18 protein-coding genes, 1 other RNA gene and 2 pseudogenes are annotated in these 20,693 nt (G+C 67.4%); 15 read left to right on the top strand and 6 right to left on the bottom strand.

Annotated features, from left to right (window positions below; all coding sequences use genetic code 11):
* Positions 1 to 163: 163 nt before the first annotated feature.
* The 11 genes and pseudogenes from NM2_RS21820 to NM2_RS21865 form a co-directional block, all read left to right on the top strand.
* Positions 164 to 5,536, top strand: coding sequence for a phage tail family protein (locus NM2_RS21820; RefSeq protein ID WP_067671886.1), 5,373 nt, complete (start codon positions 164 to 166; stop codon positions 5,534 to 5,536).
* A gap of 10 nt (positions 5,537 to 5,546) precedes the next feature.
* A complete protein-coding gene (locus NM2_RS49225; protein ID WP_157121235.1) occupies positions 5,547 to 5,696 on the top strand; it encodes a hypothetical protein in 150 nt (49 codons plus the stop codon).
* 3 nt (positions 5,697 to 5,699) lie between these two features.
* Positions 5,700 to 6,956, top strand: coding sequence for a hypothetical protein (locus tag NM2_RS21825; protein WP_067671889.1), 1,257 nt, complete (start codon positions 5,700 to 5,702; stop codon positions 6,954 to 6,956).
* Complete coding sequence (locus NM2_RS21830; protein ID WP_084531406.1) at positions 6,953 to 7,966, top strand: hypothetical protein; 1,014 nt, start codon at positions 6,953 to 6,955, stop codon at positions 7,964 to 7,966. The genes NM2_RS21825 and NM2_RS21830 overlap by 4 nt, the downstream gene beginning before the upstream one ends.
* Positions 7,963 to 8,631, top strand: coding sequence for a hypothetical protein (locus NM2_RS21835; RefSeq protein ID WP_067671892.1), 669 nt, complete (start codon positions 7,963 to 7,965; stop codon positions 8,629 to 8,631). Before NM2_RS21830 ends, NM2_RS21835 begins: the two co-directional genes overlap by 4 nt.
* Position 8,632: 1 nt before the next feature.
* Positions 8,633 to 9,250: a DUF7172 family protein gene (locus NM2_RS21840; RefSeq protein WP_067671895.1), complete on the top strand. Its 618-nt coding sequence runs from the start codon at positions 8,633 to 8,635 to the stop codon at positions 9,248 to 9,250.
* A complete protein-coding gene (locus NM2_RS21845; RefSeq protein ID WP_084531407.1) occupies positions 9,247 to 9,834 on the top strand; it encodes a DUF7172 family protein in 588 nt (195 codons plus the stop codon). Before NM2_RS21840 ends, NM2_RS21845 begins: the two co-directional genes overlap by 4 nt.
* Positions 9,831 to 10,439: a DUF7172 family protein gene (locus tag NM2_RS21850; RefSeq protein ID WP_067671898.1), complete on the top strand. Its 609-nt coding sequence runs from the start codon at positions 9,831 to 9,833 to the stop codon at positions 10,437 to 10,439. Before NM2_RS21845 ends, NM2_RS21850 begins: the two co-directional genes overlap by 4 nt.
* Before the next feature lie 151 nt (positions 10,440 to 10,590).
* Positions 10,591 to 11,187, top strand: a complete 597-nt coding sequence (locus NM2_RS21855; protein WP_157121236.1) for a hypothetical protein — start codon at positions 10,591 to 10,593, stop codon at positions 11,185 to 11,187.
* Between the two features lie 65 nt (positions 11,188 to 11,252).
* Positions 11,253 to 11,927, top strand: a complete 675-nt coding sequence (locus NM2_RS21860) for a hypothetical protein (protein ID WP_067671904.1) — start codon at positions 11,253 to 11,255, stop codon at positions 11,925 to 11,927.
* Between the two features lie 20 nt (positions 11,928 to 11,947).
* Positions 11,948 to 12,217: pseudogene (locus tag NM2_RS21865) on the top strand (DUF7240 domain-containing protein); the annotation flags it as partial.
* Positions 12,218 to 12,224: 7 nt separating this feature from the next.
* Here NM2_RS21865 and NM2_RS21870 read toward each other — a convergent pair.
* A complete protein-coding gene (locus NM2_RS21870) occupies positions 12,225 to 12,440 on the bottom strand; it encodes a helix-turn-helix transcriptional regulator (protein ID WP_067672058.1) in 216 nt (71 codons plus the stop codon).
* A 205-nt stretch (positions 12,441 to 12,645) separates the two neighbouring features.
* On the opposite strand from NM2_RS21870, the gene NM2_RS50945 reads away from it, so the two are divergent.
* Positions 12,646 to 13,557, top strand: a complete 912-nt coding sequence (locus NM2_RS50945) for a peptidoglycan recognition protein family protein (protein ID WP_245718152.1) — start codon at positions 12,646 to 12,648, stop codon at positions 13,555 to 13,557.
* Positions 13,558 to 13,883: 326 nt separating this feature from the next.
* Here NM2_RS50945 and rnpB read toward each other — a convergent pair.
* Positions 13,884 to 14,292: RNase P RNA component class A (gene rnpB, locus NM2_RS21880), an RNA gene on the bottom strand.
* A 137-nt stretch (positions 14,293 to 14,429) separates the two neighbouring features.
* On the opposite strand from rnpB, the gene NM2_RS21885 reads away from it, so the two are divergent.
* From NM2_RS21885 to NM2_RS21895, 3 genes are all read left to right on the top strand, one after another.
* On the top strand, positions 14,430 to 15,317 hold the full coding sequence (locus NM2_RS21885; RefSeq protein ID WP_067671910.1) for an alpha/beta hydrolase: 888 nt from the start codon (positions 14,430 to 14,432) through the stop codon (positions 15,315 to 15,317).
* Between the two features lie 78 nt (positions 15,318 to 15,395).
* Positions 15,396 to 15,869, top strand: coding sequence for a GNAT family N-acetyltransferase (locus NM2_RS21890; protein WP_067671915.1), 474 nt, complete (start codon positions 15,396 to 15,398; stop codon positions 15,867 to 15,869).
* A gap of 171 nt (positions 15,870 to 16,040) precedes the next feature.
* Positions 16,041 to 16,559, top strand: a complete 519-nt coding sequence (locus NM2_RS21895) for a TrmH family RNA methyltransferase (protein ID WP_067671918.1) — start codon at positions 16,041 to 16,043, stop codon at positions 16,557 to 16,559.
* Between the two features lie 18 nt (positions 16,560 to 16,577).
* Here the strand turns inward: NM2_RS21895 and NM2_RS21900 are convergent, their stop codons facing one another.
* The 4 genes and pseudogenes from NM2_RS21900 to NM2_RS21915 form a co-directional block, all read right to left on the bottom strand.
* Positions 16,578 to 17,765: a bifunctional RNase H/acid phosphatase gene (locus NM2_RS21900; RefSeq protein WP_067671921.1), complete on the bottom strand. Its 1,188-nt coding sequence runs from the start codon at positions 17,763 to 17,765 to the stop codon at positions 16,578 to 16,580.
* A 7-nt stretch (positions 17,766 to 17,772) separates the two neighbouring features.
* Entirely contained in the window at positions 17,773 to 18,510 is a 738-nt protein-coding gene (locus NM2_RS21905; protein WP_067671924.1) for a zinc ribbon domain-containing protein, read from the bottom strand.
* 196 nt (positions 18,511 to 18,706) lie between these two features.
* Positions 18,707 to 19,314: pseudogene (locus tag NM2_RS21910) on the bottom strand (ABC transporter permease); the annotation flags it as partial.
* A 76-nt stretch (positions 19,315 to 19,390) separates the two neighbouring features.
* On the bottom strand, positions 19,391 to 20,542 hold the full coding sequence (locus NM2_RS21915) for a Nif3-like dinuclear metal center hexameric protein (RefSeq protein ID WP_067671927.1): 1,152 nt from the start codon (positions 20,540 to 20,542) through the stop codon (positions 19,391 to 19,393).
* Between the last annotated feature and the right edge of the window lie 151 nt (positions 20,543 to 20,693).

Here is a 20,693-nt window from a genome sequence, read left to right on the forward strand (position 1 = left end):
CGCCCACCCCCATGGATTCCTACGCCGACCCACCAACTCCCATACCCACCCATAGCCCACCTATAGACCCGCCCATCCACGCTCGTCATCACCTTCGTGTGCGAAACACGGATGCCGGTGGAACCTAAAAAGGTGATGCACCCCGTTTTGCGACCGTGCGCGGGTGACAGCGCCCAGCGGAATCCGCATCCCGATCACTGCTGACGGCCGCGGGTTCGACGCCGAGCTGACCCGCGTCGTCATCGCGGCCATGCGGAACGTCCAAATCCGTTTGGACGCACAGCCGTTGAACATCGGCATCAACGTGGATCTGGACGCCGACGCGGCCACCGCTCACATGCGCACGCTGCGGGAACAGCTCGAACGCGAAGCGAAACCGATCACGCAAGAGATCAATGTCCGGGTGAATCTCGACCGTGCGGGCACTCCGGAGGAGTTGCGGGCGCTGCGAGAGGAGTTGCAGCGCGAGGCCCGTCCGATCGTCCAGCAGGTGCGGGTTCAGACGGACCGCACCGGTATAACGACGCCGAATGTCGACAGCAGCTCGACCTCCAGTGTCGAACGGCTCGCACGCAGCGCTGACAGCGCCGGGATGTCGTTCTCCAAGCTCTCCGGATCCATCGGGTCCGTTGCTGCGACTGCGGGCAAGCTCGGTCTGGTCACTGCCGCCGTGGCCGGAATCGGTGGCGCGGCCAGCGCGGCGGCCGGTCTCGTGGGCGGTTTGGTCGGTGCTCTGGCGGCGGTCGGTCCGGCGGCCGGTGCTATCGCCGCGACCGCTGTGGTGGGGCTGCACGGTCTGGCGGATGCGTTCAAGGCCGCGTCCACGTTGTCGGACAACGGGCCGAAGGAAGCGGCGGCCCAGACGAAAGCTGTTGCGGCAGCACAGGATCAGTTGGCGAATGCGGCTGACTCCGTGCAGTCGGCGCAACGGTCGCTGGCGTCGGCTCAGAAGGATGCCACGGTCGCGGCGAAGGCGGTCGGTGACGCCTATAAGCAGGCTGGACGTGATCTCGAGGACGCCCAGTTGCGGGCGCGGGGAGCGACGATCTCCCAGAAAGAGGCGGCCATCGACTTGCGCGAGGCCACCAAGGAGGCCAACGACACCGTTTTCGACCCGTCCGCGCACGAACAGGCCCTGGTCCGGCTCGAACGAGCACAGCTGAACTACGACCAGGCTGTCGAGTCCAACAAGCGGGCCACCGAGGACGCGACTACCGCCCAGGCCAAGGGCATCGAAGGCTCGGACGCAGTGGTGTCGGCGAAGGACCGCCAGCAGGCCGCCGAGGACCGGGTAACCGACGCCCAGCGCACCGCCGCCAAGGCTGCTGCCGATGTCGCGAAAGCCGCGCAGGCCGTCTCTGACGCCCAGAATCAGGCCACGCCCAGCGCGGAGAAGTTCGCGGAGGCGATGGGCAAGCTGTCCCCGAACGCCCAAGGGTTCGTCACCGCGGCCCTGGGGATCAAACCGGCGCTGACCGACGCCGGAAAGGCTGTCCAGGACGCCACGTTCGCGAACCTGGGCACGGAACTGACCGACGTGTCCACGCGGGTGATTCCGGTGCTGAAGACCGGGATGGCCGGTGTCGCGGGCGAGATCAACGGCGCGGCATCGAGTTTCCTGAACTTCCTGGGTACCGCGCAAGGACTGTCCGGGCTGCAATCGGTGTTCGCGGGCGCGACGAACCTGCTGCACGGATTGCGTTCCGGCACAGGCGATGCCACGCAGGGGATGTTGGATCTGGTCCACACGGCCGAGCCTGCGCTGGAGGGGATGGGCAAGGCGTTCGCTGGGATCGGTGACTCGATCGGGCAGGCGTTCTCGATCGCGTCCCGGACCGGGGCACTATCGAGCCTGTTCACCGGGCTCACTCAGGCGTTGCAGGGTGTGGGGCCGCTGCTGGGCGGCCTGGTAACGGCGCTGATCACCATCGGCAGCGACGTCCTGCCGACCTTGCAGCCGTTGTTCACTCAGCTCGGCGCGGCCCTGGTCGCGATCGCGCCTGCGTTGGGGCAGCTCGGCGCGGTGTTCGCGAACTCGCTGACGGCGCTGATGCCCACGCTGGCATCGTTCATCTCGGCCCTGGCCACGGGATTGACCCCGATCCTGCCGGTGCTCTCGACCCTGCTGACCGTCATCGGACAAGCCGTCACCCCGTTGATCGGGCCGTTGTCGCAGATCGCGACGACGATCGGGACCGCGCTGGCGGGCGCGATCCAGGCCCTCGCCCCCGCGCTGCCTCCAATCGCGCAAGCCTTCGCTTCGCTGGTGAACGCGCTGGCGCCGCTGATCCCGCTGATTGCCAACAACTTCTCCGCTGTCCTGCAAGCCCTCGCCCCGGCGCTGACGACGGTGTTCAACGCGTTGGGGCCGGTGATCGCGCAGTTCGCGCAGCAGATGACGCCGGTGATGCAGCAGATCGCGCCTGTCCTGGCCCAGGTCGCGCAGACGATCGGGCAGGCGCTGGCGAACGCGCTCACCCAGATCGCGCCGCTACTGCCGCAGTTGATCAGCGCGTTCGCGAATCTCGTGCTGGCCGTGGTGCCGCTGCTGCCCCAGCTGGTGAATCTCGCGGTCCAGGTGATGCCCACGGTGATCGACATCATGAAGGTGCTGATCCCGATCGTCACCCAGATCATCGAGGCCTTCACCCGGTTCGTCTTCGACATCCTGCAGAAGATCGTGATCCCGGCGATTCAGTGGCTGGTCGACCAGTGGAAGACCATGAACGACGCCCTGAGCAAGGGAGCCGACTTCCTGACGCAGACCGTGTTCCCGGCGATTGGCAGCGCAATCGACAAGGTCAAGGGCTGGTTCCGGGACGGCGTCGACGGCATCAAGACAATCTGGGACGGGCTGCGCGACGCCGCCGCGACCCCGGTCCGGTTCCTGGTCAACACGGTCTGGAACGACGGACTCCGCAAGGCGTGGAACGCGGTCGCGAAGTTCCTGCCCGGCGTCGGCGAACTCGATCCCGTCACGCTCGGATTCAAAACTGGCGGTTCGGTATACGGGCCGGGGACGGGCACCTCCGACAGCATCCTGGCGCGGCTGTCCACCGGTGAGCACGTCGTCACGGCCGCCGAAGTGCTCGCGGCCGGCGGGCAGAACATCCTCTACGCGATCCGCGACATGATCGCGCGCGGTATCCCGTTCACCTGGGACAACGGGCGGATCATCACCGATCTGGGGCGGGACAACCTCGACGCGTACGGGGCGGCCGTGGCGTCGAAGGGCATCGGCAACGTCTCGCCGGAGGGCCTGTTCGACCGGTTGCAGCCGCGGTTCGCGAACGGTGGTGCGGTGCTGCCGTGGATGCTCCAGTTGCAGAAGGGCCACGACTTCGCGAAGGCGCAGAGCGGGAAGGCGTATCAGTGGGCGGGGCCGCGGTTCACCGGCGACTCGTTCGACTGCTCGGGGTTCCAGGGCTCGATCATCGCGGCCATCCTCGGCCTGAACCCGTGGCAACGGTATTGGTCCACAAGCACTTTCGCCGGTTACCCACAGGTCGGCGCGCAGGGGTTGGTGAAGAACCTCACTAATGGTGTCGGGATGCTCGTCGGCATCACCGACGACCCGGGCGGCCCCGGCGGCGGGCACACTGCGGGCGAGCTGCGCCCTATCCCCGAACTCGGCTACCCGGCGGCGCGCGTGGAGTCCGGTGGAGCGCTGGGCAATGTCCACTACGGGACCGGTACCCCGGTCGGGAATTTCGCGTCCCTGTACGGGTTGCCGATCGGCGCGAACGGGTTCTTCCAGCCCAGCACCGGCGGCGGGTCGGTCGGTCCGTCCACCTCCGATCAGCACGGATTCCTGAACAGCCAGATCCGCAAGGCGTTCTCGGCGGTGCTCGATCCGATCCGGAAGCGGATCGATACCGAGGTGGGTCCGCCGCCGCCGGAGTTCCGGAAGATCCCCGGCGAGATGCTGACCACGTTCGAAGACGGGTCGGTGCACTACCTGTCCGGCCTGGCGGACGGGCTGACCGATCTGCTGCCTTCGGCGTGGTCCAAGGCAAAAGAGGTCGGCGGGGACGTGCTGAATGCGCTGAACCCGTTCGACTCTGGTGGTGTCGCGACCGGGACCGGGTTCCTGGCGAAGAACGTGGTGGATCCCGAACGCGTGCTGTCTCCGGAGCAGACTCGGTTGTTCGATGCGCTGGTGGTGTCCCTCCAGCAGCTCGCGGGCAGCGGCAGCACCGGCACCATGCCGGATCTGTTGACGAACTCGGTGTTCTCGCAGGGTGTGGATACGCTGTCGCAACTGCTGGGTGTGCAGGTCCCCACACGCAAGTCGCCGGAGGATCAGGCGCAGGAGCAGCGCACGCAGGCCGCGATCGATACGACCGGCCGCATGGTGGCCGATACGCGGGATCTGGTGCAGCGCACCGAGTCCAGCCAGGAGACGGTGACCGAGCAGCAGACCGAGCAGCTGCGCGCCGTGCTCACCGACATCTCCAACCGGCTAACCGGTGGCGTGCTGACCCCGATCATGCAGTCCGCGTTCGATGCGTCCCTCGGTGTGGTGAAGGACTGGCTGGGCAGCGGGTTCGGGCTCGTCACGGATGCGGCGAACAAGACCACGCAAGCAGTGAACAACCTGTCCGGGCAAGTCGCGACCACACCGGGCGGGAACAACCCGGGTGCGGGGGCGACATCGCCGTTCGGTGCGCCAGGGTCGGCATTCGACGCGACGGCCGAGATCAGCAAGGCTGTGCAGTCCGTGGCCCAGGCCGCGACCAGCGCGTTTCAGCAGGTCGCGCAGCAGGTGGCGAACGCTGCTCTTGCGCAACAGAATTCGACGGTCTCGAACTCGAAGGGCCAGCTGGGCAAGGACATCTCCGGCGGAGAGGTAGCCGACCTGATTGTTCGGTTGACCGGCGTGGAGATCGACATCCGGGACAACCTGATCAACACCACCGACGCGATCAAGAAAATGCGCGGTGATCAAACGAAGTCGTTCGATACGACGGGCCGGATCATCTCCGACACCGCAGACCTGATGCAGCGCAACCAATCCTCTGCGGAGCTGGTGGTGGCCGAGCAGAACCGCATCAACCAAGCCCTGGTCAAATCCGTTCTGCGGTACCTGATCACCAGCATCTTGATCCCGATCATCACCGCGATCCTGTCGGCGATGATCACGCTGGTGGTAACCGCGATCGGCGCGGCGATCGGTTCCATCATCCCCGGTGTCGGTACCGCGATCGGCGCGGCGATCGGCGCTGTCGTCGGCGCGGCCCTGGCGGGTGTGGCCGCTGTGGTGGTGTCCGGGCTGGCGGTCGGGGCCGCTGCCGCTATCGACTCGTTCGATTCCGGTGGTATCGCAGTCGGCAAGGGCTACATGCCCAAGGACATCGTGGAACCCGAACGCGTGCTGTCCCCTGGGCAGACCAAGTTGTTCGACCGCATGGTCGCCTCCCTCGAGCAGGGACAGCGAGGGAACCGGAACACGACGGTGAACGCGCCGATCCAGGTTGTCGGCGGCGGACCGGGCACCGGGGCCGCGGTGCAAAACCATCTGTTGGCGTTGCTGTGAGGAGACCGTGATGGATGCGCAATCTCTGGCGGAGCTGGGGCAAAGGACGGTGTCGGATCACGATGCGGTACCGGCCGACACCGAACCCCAGCCCGGCCCGTGGCTCGGCGTGATCGGTGCCGTGGAGCCCGGTTCGCCGTTCGTGGACGGCGGGGAGTAGCCGGTGTTCCGTGGCTGGCTCGCCCTCGCGGGCGAGGAACTGACCAACACGTCCCGGCTGGTCGCTACCGCCCGGCCGGGTGTGCCGTCCTCGATGGAGGAAGCGCTCGCACAGTGCCGGTGCGCCGGGCCGAGAGACTACGTGCGGTATGACGATTCGTGGCCCGGCCTGGCCGAGTTCCTCGGCGATGACCCGTACGTCCTGACGAACGCACCCTGGTACGACCCTGCCATCCCTCAATCCGCCGAGTTCCTGGGGATCTGGGTGACCAAAACCGATGGATTCGGTGCGGCTCCGGTCGACCGGAACATCAATGACGCGATCTGTGCGGGCGGGGTGACCGGCCCGCACCGCGACAAGGCCAGGGGGCTCACGTTCGAGGCGATCCTGGTGGGCTGCACCAACGCCGGGGTGACCTACGGGGCCGAGTGGTTGGCGTGCCAGCTGCGGGCCGCGACGGCGCTGTCGGGTGTGACGCTGGAATACCTTGCCGCGCACCCGGAGGACTCCGCCGCCGACCCGGCGATGTTGCGGCGCATCATGTCCCGCGTCGTCCTCACGCGCGAGCTGCGGACGAATACCTCGTTCGGCACCCGGGGCGTGGAGAACCGGCAGGGCGCGGTGCAGACGGTCGATTGGGAGATGGGCGTCCTGGACCCGTACGTGTACGGTCCTGTTGTCTCCCAAACAATTTCGTGGGCCTCCAGCGTCACCGAACAGATCCAGTGGGCGCATCCACCGGACTGCGAGGACCCCGAATCATGTTCGGAGATACCGGTTTTAGCGTCGGCGACTTGTATCCCGAATATGGTGGATGTGTCGCCGGTGCAGCCGCCGGTCTGTGCGGGCTGTATTCCGGTGTGCCAGATGCAAACCCGGGTCGCGACGGTGCCGGGCGCGGCGGGGGTGATGTGCCGCGACCAGACCGTCACGCTGACCGTGACGGCCGGTGCGGAGCCGGTGTCGGTGAATTTCTGGTTCCGGCCGTGTGGCAGCACAGCGATGTGTGATCGGACCGGGTTCGTGTCCCTGGCTGGTCTGCCTGCTGGCGGGACGGTGGTGGCTGATTCGGTGGCCGGGCGGCCGTATGGGTTGGTGGACGGTCAGCAGGTGCGACAGGTCGGGATCGTGCACACCCCGTCCGGTGCGCCGTGGACACCGACCGTGCTCGACGCGGGCCAATGCTGGGAGCTGGTCGCCCAGCACGAACCAGGGATCGATTTCACGGTGCAGATCCAGGTTCGGGGGCGGCAGTCGTGAAGCTCGAACAGGCCGCGTTCGCCGTGCACTCCATCGCTGACGGTTCGATGGTCGGCGCGCTGGAGTGCCCCACCGGCTACACCTGGTCGCGGGAGTTGAACGAGGTCAGCCGGTGCCAGGTGCAGGCCCCGCTACAGGAGTTGTCGACCCTGGTGACGCCGTGGGTGCATTGGGTGTCTTGCTGGCATGGGCAGTCGTTGCAGTGGTTCGGGCCGATCCAGGACGCCACCCGCGACCGGACCGGGATGACCGTCGACGCACGGGATGTGTCGGTGCTGATGTGGCACACCCGCACTCAAACGACGAAGGCATGGGATCAGCTCAACGTGGCCCCGATCGCGGCCGACATGTGGCGAGACATGCTGCGATTCCACAGGATCGACGCCGAACCGGTCGTGATGCCCGCCCTCGCATCAGCGGCCCGCTACGACGTGTCGGTGACCGCCGATCTGCGGTACGTGCAACAGGACATGGCGGACCTGGCGAAGCTCGGGTTGCGGTGGACGGTGGTGCGGGGGCGGCCGATCCTGGGCACCCAGCCGACCGATATCGCCGCCGAGCTGTCGGACTGCGATCTGACCACCGGTGCCACAATCCACCGGTCCGGGTCGAAGACCGCGAACGACGTTCGGGTGCAGGGCAAGAACGGCGCGTACACGCAGCGGCAGGAACTCGCGGGCCTGCACCTGCAATCCATCGTCAGTCTCGATGATCTGTTCGGGGTGTCGAACATCCAGCGCGCCGCCGCCGAATACGTCGGACGTACGGCGGTAATCCGGGACGAGCTGGTGGTGCCGCAGAACGCCACACTCACCCCGGACGCACCGGTGGAGCTCGACATGCTGGTGCCGGGGATCAATATCACGGTGTCTGCGCTGGATCTGCGTACGATCCTGCGCCTGGACCAGGTCACCGTGACCGGGTCGCCAACCGGTATCGAGGTGGCGCTGTCGCTGTCCACGCCGGACAACCCGACTCAGCTCGAGAAGGCCGGAGGGACGGTGCAATGAGCGGAACCGCGGAGCCGGTACGGCGGGCCAAGACGGATGCGGAGTGGGCGCGCGACACCGATCGGCGCATCAACTCGGTGGAAAACCCGACCAGTCAGCGGGTCGGCCAGTGGGTGATATCCACGTCGCCGGACGGCAACCTGATCGCCTCCCACGTGGAGGGCGGGTCGGTCATTCTGGCGCGTAAGCCGGAGGGCGGGGAGAACGACCCGGACACCATCACCGACACGACCGCGCCCGCGTGCACGGTGACCCGGACCGCGAACCAGTCCATCACCAGTTCCGGGGCCGCGATCATGTTCGACGGCACAGCGATCGAGGTCGGCGGCAACTGGACCGGCGGGAAACGGAACCTGGACTCGGTGATCGTGCCGGTATCCGGCGTGTACAACCTCACCGCGACCGCGTTTTTCGACTCCGGCCGCGCCACGCTCAGCTGCGCGGTCATGGTCAACGGCAACCCGCAAATCGGTGGCCGCATCAACGACGGGTCCGGTGATGCGTGGATGGAAGCCAACTGCGCCGGGCAAGTCCGGCTCAACGCGGGCGACAACGTGAGCTTGGTCGCGGTCGCGACTGGTGTGACCCGCAATGTCGGTGCCGCAACGGTTTTCACCACACCGGTCCCGACGTCGATGTCCCTTTCCCTCATCGTAAGGACCTGAGATGGCACCGCAGGTATGCACGGATCGGAACCTTCGAATCACCAGCGGCACACTGGGGTTGGAGAAGTGGTCCGCGCCCCGGATGGTGTTGCAGGCGTCGGTGGCGTCGACCGCTGACGGCGCGATCACCGGGGCCGGGTTCACCACGATACCGGGCAAACTGCTGATCGACGCCTCGATGTCGTGGACATCGGATTCCCCGTTGCCGCTGATGATGCGGTTACAGGTGATCCGCTCGTATCGCACGATCATCTGCTCGAACCCGAACGCCATCCAGATCTGGGACTCGTGGACCACCGGTATCGACCAAGCCGCCCGCACCCCGGACACCTACAGCGTCGTCAACTCGCTGACCACGCTCGGGGTGGACATCGGCACCGACAACACCAGCCAGCCCTACTACGGGCGGATCCACCAGGACTATCCCGCGTGCTCCACGGAGGAATGGTGGGAGCTGCCAGCAGGTTCCGTGCTGAACATCAAATACCGGGCGTACGTGTGGACGCCACCGCCCTGGTCCAACAACGCGTCTGCGAACACGCCGCTGCATGAGGCGTGGGCGCGCGGGGTGAAACTGCGGCTGTGGGCGTTCCCCACCGGTGACACGGAGGTCCAGTGAGCATCACGATATGCACCTCGGAATGGATGTTCTCCTCCCCCAGGGGAACCGGGCTCTCTGACGGCTGGTTCCCCAGGATCGTCGCCGAGCGGTTCGTGTCCTCCACGAAGGACGGCGCGGTCGACCAGGCGCCGGACCCCGTCGCGTTCATCGACGCCGAGATGAGCTGGACGAACACCCTGGACACGGCGCAAGAGTGCTGGCTCAACACCCACCGGGCACCGCGCACCATCACCGCGGCCAACCCCAACACCTACGCCCTCGACGACGCGATCTCGTGGGACATCGGCCTATCCCCCAACGCACCCACCCCGTACGCGTCAGAGAACGGTATCGGTGCCCGGCTGCAAGGCACGCCGTTCGCGTCGAACCAGGTCGCCTACGCCAGGCTGTTCCGGGCGTGGGATGACAGCGTGCGATTCGACCTCCTCGGCACCGTCGCGCCCGGCGACACCGCGCACATCCGCTATCAAGCCCAGTTCTCCACACCGGGCACCTGGCGCGCACCAACCAACGCTCTGCAGATCGTCCGGGCGTACTGGGTGCGGTTGCAGCTGTGGGGGATCCCGGAGGTGACACCATGACGAACCCGTGCATCGACCCCAACGCCTACGACGTCATCGATGGCGCGATCTCCCCGAAACGGCACTGGCAGTTCCAGCACCGCGCCACCGCGCTCGGCGGCGGGGCCACCTTCACCCCGGCCAACAATTCGGCCGGCACCACCCTGTTCACGGTGCAGGCGCAGTGGACGAACAACACGCCGATCACGCAGAACGTGTACGCGCTGATGACGCAAGGCCCGGTGCGGTACGCGATCGACGGCATGAAGCACCTGGTCATCCGGTATCAGTGGGGTACGTCGTTCGGTGCGTCCCCGGCGGACCCGACATTGACCGAGGAGTCACGAGTACGCGGCTACCCGGATTTCGGCACCGCGGTGAACGCTGGTGTGACGATCGCTGTGTATGCCGAGTTGGAGGATCGGCAGCCGACGAACAGCGTCCCGATCGGTGACCTGGTCGCGCTGCCTGCTGGGCAGACGATGAAGGCCCGCGCGCAGGTGTCATGGCTGACCTCTGCATGGGGCGTGGACTGGTACTCGGGGTGGGGCGATCCGGCGACGCATCGGGTGGGCAAGGTCGGACCGGTGCAGATCGACCTGTTCAGCACGCCGCAAATCACCTGATAGCGGTTCCTGGTCCGTATCTTGATCATTCATGTTCGAGAAGTTGTCGCTGTGCAGGGGCAGCAGCATGAGAAATCGGATCGCTCGTGGGCTCTCCCGCCTTTCGCAGCTATCCCTCCGGGGGCGCGTAGGGATGATCTTCGGTACGGCCGTGACTGCGCTGGCCGTCCTGTTGTGCCTGAATCTGCTCGTCGGGATGAAGATGGAGTGGGGGGACGTCGCGACGTGGGCGAGTGCGTTCGCCTCCGCTGCGGTGGCCATCACACTCGCGGTGGTCACGCGAGCCAGCGCTGATCGAAACGCGATGACCCTTGCGCGAGTTCGTGCGATAGGCGTTCGTATCACCTTCCAGGGCTATAGGGGCACGGAGGTGTCCAACTGGAAGATCACCGTTGAAAACCGGACTGGTGGCGACATCTACCGTCTACAGGTCGGCAATCTAGGGGTGAGGTCTCCGAAGGGTGATGCCGTCCTGCTGCAATCCGGACAGATCGAACTATCTGAACCACAGGATGGAGAGTCGGTGCTCAGGGACGGTGCCGACTACACCTACACAGCGACGCCCACGAACTCCGGCCTGGTGGCAGATCACTGGCCGTTGCCAAGCGTGCAATGGACAGCCCCGACAGGTCATCGGTTCCGTAGCACCTATCGGCGACACAACAAAGTGGTCGACATTACCCCGGTGTGGGAGTGCATGGGCATGGACAAGGCTCTACATACGAACTCAGAGACGTTCCGGCCATAGGTGCACCCCGCCGCCCTACGGTGCGTGCCTGTACCCAGGGCAGCCCACGAGGGACGGAGCACATCATGACCACAGTCGAACCGCCGCACGGCGGCGAGGATCTGGCCGGGCAGGTCTCGGACATCGAGCACGAGCGCGACCAGCTGGCGCGCGAACGCGCCGAGTTCGCGCGGGACCAAGCACTGGTGCGGCAGCGCCGGTTCACCGAAGACCAGGCCGCGCATCACCCCGAGGTGTTCGACCCCGCCGAGCCGTATCCGCCGGTCGACGCGCCCGCCCCGTCGCGTGCTGCGCCTGCGGTGATCGATCCGGACGGCACCGAGTTCGAACTCACCGCGGCCGGTGTGCCGCAGTTGGACGGGCGGGGAAACCCGATCCCGGTGGGCGAGTACGACCGGGATGACGACGGCCTGGCGGTGCTCGACTCGGAAGGCAACCCGGTTCCGCCGTGGCCGTACGAAACGGTTGAACTGCATGGGCGGACGATCCAGGTTCGTAAGCCGAATGCGGCTGCGTTGCAGGCGTTTTCGATGGGTGTTTCGAAGTACACGCCGGACAAGATTCGTACGGAGATGGTGTCGTTGTTCGTGCAGCGTCACATCTCCGAGCGGTCGTACGGTGAGCTGTTGGTGAAGATGATGGACCCGGACGACCCGTTCACCATCGAGCATTTCGGCAACCTGATGGAGAAGATCGCGACGATAGGCTCGGCCCGCCCTACCGGGCCGTCGCGAGCCTAGCCGGGTTCGCGGCGCGTAACTGGCGCATGATCCGCGGCCGGTTGATCCTGTCGGGTATCGCCGATCCGCTGCGGATGCTGCCGGATCTGCACGCTGTCCTTGATGTGGCGGAGGTCCTGTGGACCGAGCACATGGACAGCGAGCAGCTGGACCAGTACAACCGGGACATGTACCGGCCGGACACCATCGACAAAGCCTCTGGGGAGCTGATCGTGGCACCGGCCGGGTTCGACGCGGAGGACGAGATGGCCGGGTTCGACGCATTCGAGAAGATGGCAGGCGGCGGGTAGATCCCGGTTACCGGTATTCGGGCGGGAGGTCCCAACGTTCCTCGCCGCGCGGGAGCTGCCCGCTGCCGGGCCGCCGCTCGTTCCAGTCATCGATGGTCTTTTCGAGCCATCCGCGCGTCTTGCCGATCATGGCGTCTGCGGGCGGGAGCTTGTATCGGTTCAGGGTGTCTCGTTTGACCCCGATGCGTTCGGCGACTTCGGTTTTGCCGAGGTAGCGGATCATGGTCCACATCCTTTCAACAGCCTCGAACAATACACGCTTACATGTGTATGTGGCGAGCCGTGCTGGTCGGACGCGCATGGTGCGCGACAATGTGTTTCGTCTCGCCGTGACTGGCAGCCGGACACGGGGCAGGGCTGATTGATTACCCGTGGTGGCGTGTATGGCTTCGGGGTGTTTGCACCCTGGGTATCTACCGTCCGGGCCTGTGAGCGAGTTCCAAGCGGACGTGACGATCCTGTCGCCGAACGACGGCGGCACGCGCGATCCGAGCAAGTGCCAGCTGATCGTCATCCACACCAACGAGGGGCCGCCTACAGGATCGGTCGCGGGCCTGTTGCAGTACCTCGCTAATCCGGCGGTGGAGGCGTCGTACACGGTTGCGGTCGGTGGGGACGGCACGATCGGCCGGTCGAATGACGACAACTATGTGCCGTGGGCGGCCGGATCTCCCGCGAACGAGCGCGGCCTGCACCTGTGCTTGCTGGGGTACGCGAGCCAGTCTCGCGCGGACTGGTTGTCCCGGCCCGCCCAGCTCGACGCGGCAGCCCGAGTGCTGCGGGACTGGCACGACCGATACGGCATCCCGCTGGTGAAGATCACCGGCGCGCAGATGGCCGCCGGTGTGCGCGGCGTCGGCGGGCACAAGGACACCGTGGACGCCTGGCACGCGACCAATCACACCGACCCCGGCAGCGGATTCCCGTATGACGTGCTGCTGGCGAAAGCTACTGGGGGCCAACCGGTCCCGGACACTTCTGGAGAGGACGACACCATGCCCAGCGCCGAAGACATCGCGACCGCCGTGTGGGGCCATCGGATCGCGAAGCCGGACGGCCAGAGCAACGAGACCGCGGGCAACCTGCTGTCCTGGGTGGACAAGCACGCGGCCGACCAGATCGCCCAGTCCGCAGGCCCGGAGTCGGAGGCGCAGCGCGGCCCGCTGGCTCCGACCGGTTGGGAGCAACTGGGCAAGAACGCGGACGGGTCGAGTCGGTCGCTGGTGGACGGGGTGGCGCACGCGATCGCGACGGCCGATGCGACGGCGGCGAAGGTCTCGGCGATGGGCAACAAGCTGGATCAGCTTCTGTCGCTGTTGGACGGGGCGAAGTCGTCGTGAGAGGTCTGGTGTCGGAGAACAGGATTGGGGGTGAAGGTAGATGGGTTCGGTTGAGTCGGTTCTGCATGGTCTGAGCGCGGCTGATGGCGTGAAAATTCTGGGTGCGTTGGTCACGATCATCGCGACGTTGGCGGGTGTGTAGGCGTCCCGGTTTTGTCCCGTCCGTGTCCCGTGTCCCGTCGTTGTCCCGTCGTTCTGGGCGTTGGATGGCGTTTCAGTCGCGCAAGTCGCTTCGGGACACGGGACGTCAGATTCCCTATCTGACCTGCACAAATAGTCGAATATAACGGATGATAATCCGACGCCAATCCGGCGAAAAAAGTTGGGGGACGAGTCGGTCTATAAGCCGGATCCTGTTCCCGGCTCGCGCCGGGAGGCGACCATCCATCTGGATGCACCGTTGCCGGGCACCTCGAGCGGTCCACCCACGGGCTCGGGCGAGCAGCCCTCGAACACCCGCGCAGCCGCACTCTCCGAGTGCGGCCTTCGACCTTGCTCCGGGCGGGGTTTACCTAGCCGCCCCGGTCACCCGGGGCGCTGGTGCGCTCTTACCGCACCGTTTCACCCTTACCGGCGCTGTGCGCGCCGGCGGTCTGTTCTCTGTGGCACTGTCCCGCGGGTCACCCCGGGTTGCCGTTAACAACCGCCCTGCTCTGTGGAGTCCGGACTTTCCTCGGCGCCGGGCGGCGGCACAAACGTGCCCGTTCCCGTCGCCGCAGTCGCCCGACCGACTCGTCCGAAAAGATTATGCCGCACGGGGAGTTCGGCGGTCCGGCCGGAGGGGCCCTCGGGACACCCGGCGATGAGATTTCCGGTCACGACCGGGGATCCAGCGCAGCGGACCCGAACCGGAACAAGTACCGTATTCGGCCATGGAGCGTGTCGAGGTGGGGTTCCCTTCGGGAAACGAACAGTGTGCAGCGTGGCTCTACCGGCCCGATGGCCCACCCAAACCGCGCCCGCTGGTCATCATGGGCCACGGGCTGGGGGCGAATCGGGAAATGGGCCTCGACCGGTACGCGCGCCGGTTCACCGCGGCCGGCATGGGATGCCTTGTCTTCGACTATCGCAACTTCGGGGCGAGCGGCGGCACGCCGCGTCAGCTGATCAGCATTCGCCGTCAACGTGAGGACTGGCGTTCCGCGATCCACTACGCACGCACCATCAAGGGTTTCGACGCGACGCGAATCGCGTTGTGGGGCAGCTCTTTCGGCGGCGGACACGTCCTGTCGATCGCGCACGAGGACGATTACCTCGCCGCGGTGGTCGCCCAGTGCCCGTTCACCAGCGGCTGGTCCTCGGCGAGGGCCAAGGGCCCGATCAGCCTCACCAAGACCGGCATCGTCGCGACGGCCGACCTGCTGCTCGGCCCGATCCTGCGCAAGCCCGTCAAGGTGCGACTGGCCGGACGCAAACGGTCGGCGGCACTGATGAGCGCCTCGGACGTGCCGGAGGGCTTCGGCCGCCTGGCCGAGGAGAGCGAGCAGTACCAGCCGAAGGTGGCCGCGCGCTTCGGACTCCAGGTGCTGTTCGACTCCCCGTGGCGGCGCACCAAGGCGATCAAGGTGCCGGTGCTGTACTCGCTGTGCGACAACGATTCGGTCGCGCCGATCAAGCCGACCCTCAAGGCCGCCGAGCGCACCAAGCACGCGATCGTCAAGCGTTACCCGATCGGGCACTTCGACATCTACTTCGACGACTGGTTCGAGAAGGCCGTCTACGACCAGACCGACTTCCTGGTCTCGGTGCTGCGCCCGTAACCGCTTGCCGCGCAACCGGGTCGCCGTCGCCCGCGTAATGCGATTGCCCGCGGCCCTGCCGCGAGGGATGATCTTCCGATGACCGTGCGACAGGTTCCCCCGCAGGAGTGGCAGACGATCCGCGCCGCGCGCCTGGCCGCCCTGGCCGGATCCACGCCCGGCACCTTCGCCACCCTGCTGGAGGAGGCGCAGGGCTGGAACGACGAGCAGTGGCGGCAGTGGTCCGCCCGCCGCAGCATGTTCGTGGCCGAGTCGGGTGCGGAGGTGATCGGTTGCGTGGGCGTCATCCGGGAGCACGGTGTTCCGGTCCTGGTGTCGATGTTCGTGGAACCGGCGGCACGCGGCAGCGGAGTCTCGCGTGAGCTGATCGAGGCGGTCGCCGAATGGACGCGGGCCGATGGACACGCCGAACTGCGACTCTGGGTGCTCGACGGCAACACACCGGCCGAGAAGCTCTATCGCAGAATGGGTTTCACCCCGACCGGAGTTACTCGCAACACCGGGGCGCACGCGCCGGACACCGAATACGAGATGTCCCTGGCACTGCGCTGAACTTCGCCGTCGCGAATTCGGCAGCGCCACACGTACAATCGATCCCATCCCGGTGGACGAGCACGTCATCCACCCCGACGATGGCCCCGGTGCGCCGACGAGCACCGTCTCGATGACACTGTTTTGTGTGAATACCGTTGTCCCGCACGGGAAGGCTCTTCCCGTTCGCCGATGAGCGCGGCGCGGGCCCGTACGCCCGCGGAGATCCGCCGCCAGCGCCGCACCCGTGCGCACACCTGCTGGAATCACCTCGTCGTGGCCCCGCTGTGGCCGAAGCACGGCGTCAACCTGGGCACCCTGCTGCGCACCTGCGATGCGGTCGGCGCATGTCTGGCCGTGCCGCGGTGGCCGTGGATTCCCGAGGCGCTCGAACGCGGAAACACCCTGCGGCACCGCACCTGTGTGCATTGGGTCGACGGCCGCCCCGACCGCTGGCTGGACCGGCAGCGGCGCGGCGGATCGTCGATCGTCGGGGTGGAGCTCACCGACGAATCGATCCGCCTGGCCGATCTGCCCGTCGCGCGCAAACGCACCGTGATCGTCCTGGGAAACGAGGGCTCGGGCATTCCGCCCGAGGGCCTCGAACGCCTGGATGTGGCCGTGGAGATCCCGATGGTCGGCACCGGGCACAGCCTCAATGTGGCGGTCGCGGGCTCGCTCGTGCTCTACAAGCTGGCCGGGCTGTGCTGATCAGGGTCGGGAGGCTGATCAGAGATAGGACGTCTCGTTGACCAGGCGAACCGAGGAGCCGCCGTCGGGGTAGAACTCGGCGATCGACAGCGACGCCAGATCCAGGTGCAGGCGGTACAGCAGCGACGGGCCGACGCCGAGGGCCAGTTGCAGCAGGGTCTTGATCGGCGTCACGTGACTGACCACCACGACGTTGCTTCCCGGATACAGGCCCACCAGATCCGCGCGCGCGGCCTCGATCCGCTCACGCACCGCGGCGAAGCTCTCACCGCCCGGCGGTGCCACCGTGGAGTCGCCCAACCAACGCGCGTGCAGCTCCGGATCGGCCTGCGCCGCTTCGGCGAACGTGAGCCCCTCCCAGTCGCCGAAGTCGGTTTCGATGAGCCGGTCCAGCACCCGCACCGGGGCGTTCAACGCCTCGCCGACCGCACCCGCGGTCTCCCGCGCACGACCCAGCGGAGAGGTCACGATCGCGGCGATATCCCCTTTGGCCGCAAGGTATTTCGCCGCCCGCGCGGCCTGCTCCCGACCGAGATCGGTGAGCGGCGGATTGCCGCGGCCCGAATACCGCCGTTCGACCGACAGTTCGGTCTGGCCGTGCCGCAACAGCAGCAGCCGGGTCGGGCGCCCGCGCGCGCCGGTCCAGCCGGGAGCGGTCTGGTCCGGCTTCTGCTGTGCCGCACGGGCATCGGCGACCTCGTCGATCCAACTCGGCAGGGTGCGCTCCACCCCGGCTGCCGAATCCTGCTGTGCCGCAGCGGTTTCCGAATTCCGCGACTCGCGAACCTCATCGATCAGCGAAGCGTCGTCCATGGCTTCGTTGGCGAGCCGGTCGGCGTGGGAATTCTGCGCGCGCGGAATCCAGGTGAAATCGACCCGATCGAATTGTGTGACCAGCGCTCGCGCACGCTCGTTGAGCGGAATCATGGCCGCGTGCTTGACCTTCCAGCGACCCGTCATCTGCTCGACGACCAGTTTGGAGTCCATCCGGACGGCGACCTCGCGCGCGCCCAGCTCCGCCGCGGCCGACAGACCCGCGATCAGCCCGCGGTATTCGGCCACATTGTTGGTGGTGACCCCGAGCGACTCCTTGCGCTCGGCGAGCACCCGCGTGTGGTCCGAATCCCAGACCACCGCACCGTATCCGGCCGGTCCGGGATTGCCCCGCGAACCGCCGTCCGCCTCGACGATCACGCTGTCGGTCACGGCCGCCTCACAACCCGGATTGCTTGGTGCGCACCATGATCGCGCCGCACTCCGGGCAGCGGACGACCACATCCGGGGCCGCCTTCGCGATGCGCGCGATCTCACCGCGATCGAGCTCGATCCGGCACGCGCCGCACCGGCGAGCCTGCAGCAGCGCCGCGCCCACACCGTGCAGGGCCCGCTGCTTGTCGTACACCGCCAGCAGTTCCGCCGAGAACTGGCCCCGCAACTGCTCGCGGTCGCCCGCGCAGCGCTGGGCGGCGACCTCGAGATCGGCCAGCGCCTCGTCCCGATGACGCTGCGCCTCGGCGAGCTCCTCCTCGGCTTTGGTCAGATTCGCCCCGGTGTGCTCGTGATCGGCGACCGCGGCCTCGCGCCGCTCCATCACCTCGAGCAGATCGTCCTCGAGCACCGAGCGGCGACGTTCCAGGCTGCCCAGCTCGTGCTGCAGTTCCGAGAGCTGCTTGGCCCCGACGGCACCGCCCTCGAGCATGCCGCGATCGCGCTGTTCGCGTTTGCTGACGCCGTCGATCTCGGTCTCCAGCTTGCGGATGTCGCGATCGAGGTCGTCGAGCCGGATCTCGACCTTCACCGCGGCGTCCTTACGGGAGGTGCGCTCACCCTCGAGCCGCTCCACTTCCTGTTGCTCGGGCAGGACCTTGCGCCGATGCGCGATGCGCGTCAGCTCCGCATCGACCGCGGCGAGGTCGAGCAACTTGGCCTGGATCGTCGGTTCGACATTCAACGCGGGACGTACTCCTCGACACTCTGGAACTATCCGACAGCGCGCCGGACGAGCCGACGCCGAAGTTCTAACCGTACTCCGCGCCCGCCCACGCACACCCCAACCCCGCCGTTTCGCGGGGCCGCGGCGACCGGACAGCGATCGAATCCCGGCGGCGGCCCCGCTCCCTCCCGGGATCGGGGCCGCCGCTGGCACGTCAGGAGATCTTGCGGCGATAGGCAGCCATCGCGCCGAAGTAGGCGACGACGAGGATGCCGACGCACCAGGCCAGCGCGGTCCAGACACCCGTGCCGACCGGTTGCCGAGCGAACAGATTGCGCAGCGTGTTGACGATGGAGGTAACCGGCTGATGTTCGGCGAAAGCGCGCACCGGTCCGGGCATCGTGTGGGTGGGCACGAACGCCGAGCTGAGGAACGGCAGGAAGATCAGCGGATAGGAGAACACGCTGGCCCCGTCCGGGGTGCTCGCCGGCCCGGGATGATCGCGATCCAGGTCAGCGCCAGGGTGAACAGGATCAGGATGCCGGCCACCGCGAGCCACGCCGAAACGCCTGCGCCGGAACGGAATCCCATCAGCAGCGCGACGGCCACGACCACCGCCGGCGAGATCACGTCGGCGACCAGTGCGGTCGGCACGTGCGCCCACAGCACCGCCGAGCGGGCGATCGGCATGGATTGCAGGCGCTCGACGATGCCGTTGCTCTTGTCCGGGAAGAGCCGGAACGCGGTGTAGGCGATGCCCGAGGCGACCGTCATCAGCAGGATGCCGGGCAGCAGGTATCTCACGTACGCGTGCGACCCGGTGGCCCTCGCGGGCATCGCGGCGCGCAGATCCGCGAGCGCGAGGTGTTCGCAGGCACCTCGCGGGAGTCTCGGTTACTCAGTCCTCGACGGCGCCGAGGGTCCAGGGGTCGGTGCGGACGGCGCTGACGCGGGTTTCGAGGTCGGGCAGTGCGGTGCGGACGACGCGCTCGGCCTGGGCGCACCAGGGGTATTCGGTGGCCCAGTGTGCCGCGTCGACGAGTGCGGGGCCGCCTGCGCGCAGATGTTCGTCGGCGGGGTGATGGCGCAGGTCGGCGGTCACGTAGGCGTCCACGCCGAGACGGGATACCTTGGCCAGGAAGGAATCTCCCGCGCCGCCGCATACCGCGACCGAGGCGATGCGTCGCTCGGGATCGCCCGCCGCGCGCACCCCCCAGGCGGTGGCGGGCAGTGCGGCGCGGACGCGAGCGGTGAACTCCCGCAACGTTTCCGGCTCCGGCAGCTCCCCGACGCGTCCCAAGCCCAGACCGGTGGGCAGGCCCGCCCGCTCGGTGACGAAATAGGCGGGCTCCTCGTACGGATGGGCGTGGCGCAGCGCCGCGAGGACCGCCGCACGGGCGGACGGCGGCGCGACGACCTCGATGCGGTCCTCCGCCACCTGTTCCAGCTCACCGATCCGGCCCAGCGCCGGATTCGCGCCCGCCAGCGGCCGGAACTGCCCGATACCCGGCACCTGCCAACAACATTCGCGGTAATTGCCCGACTCGCCCGCGCCGGCCGCGAACAGCGCGTCGAGCACCGCGGCGGAGTGCCCGCGCGGGATGTTGACCGTCCATTCGTCCAGGGCCGCAGTGGGTTTGGGATCGAGTGGACCGCTCACCCGCAGGCCCAAGGCGTCCGCGAGCGCGTCGGAGACGCCCGGCGCGGCGGAATCGGCGTTGGTGTGCGCGGTGAACAACGCACACCCGGCCCGAATCAGCCGATGCAGCAGCGCGCCCTTCGGCGTACTCGCCGCCACGGTGTCCACCCCGCGCAGCAACAGCGGATGGTGCACCACCAAAGCCTGTGCGCCCCAAGCGATCGCCTCGTCCACGACCGCTTCGGTGGCGTCCACTGCGAACAGCACCCGGGCCACGTCCTGCACCGGGTCCCCGCACACCAGCCCCACCGAATCCCACGACTCGGCCAGCCGCGGCGGATACGCCTCGTCCAATACCGCGACGAGCTCACTCACCTGCGCCACCCTCGAACCTCCTCCACTGGCGATCATCCCGCCGATCGTCCGCCGGCACTCACCCGACCGTGCCGCACCGTAGATATATCCCGACCGCCGCCTTCCCGCCGGTGTTCGCGCGTCACGATCCACCGAACGGGACTCGCGGCTGTCGCCGCGCCGGGCCGATCGGCAACCCGACGACCGT

It is taken from the genome of Nocardia miyunensis NBRC 108239 (assembly GCF_001613065.1).
GTDB classification, from domain to species: Bacteria; Actinomycetota; Actinomycetes; order Mycobacteriales; family Mycobacteriaceae; genus Nocardia; species Nocardia miyunensis.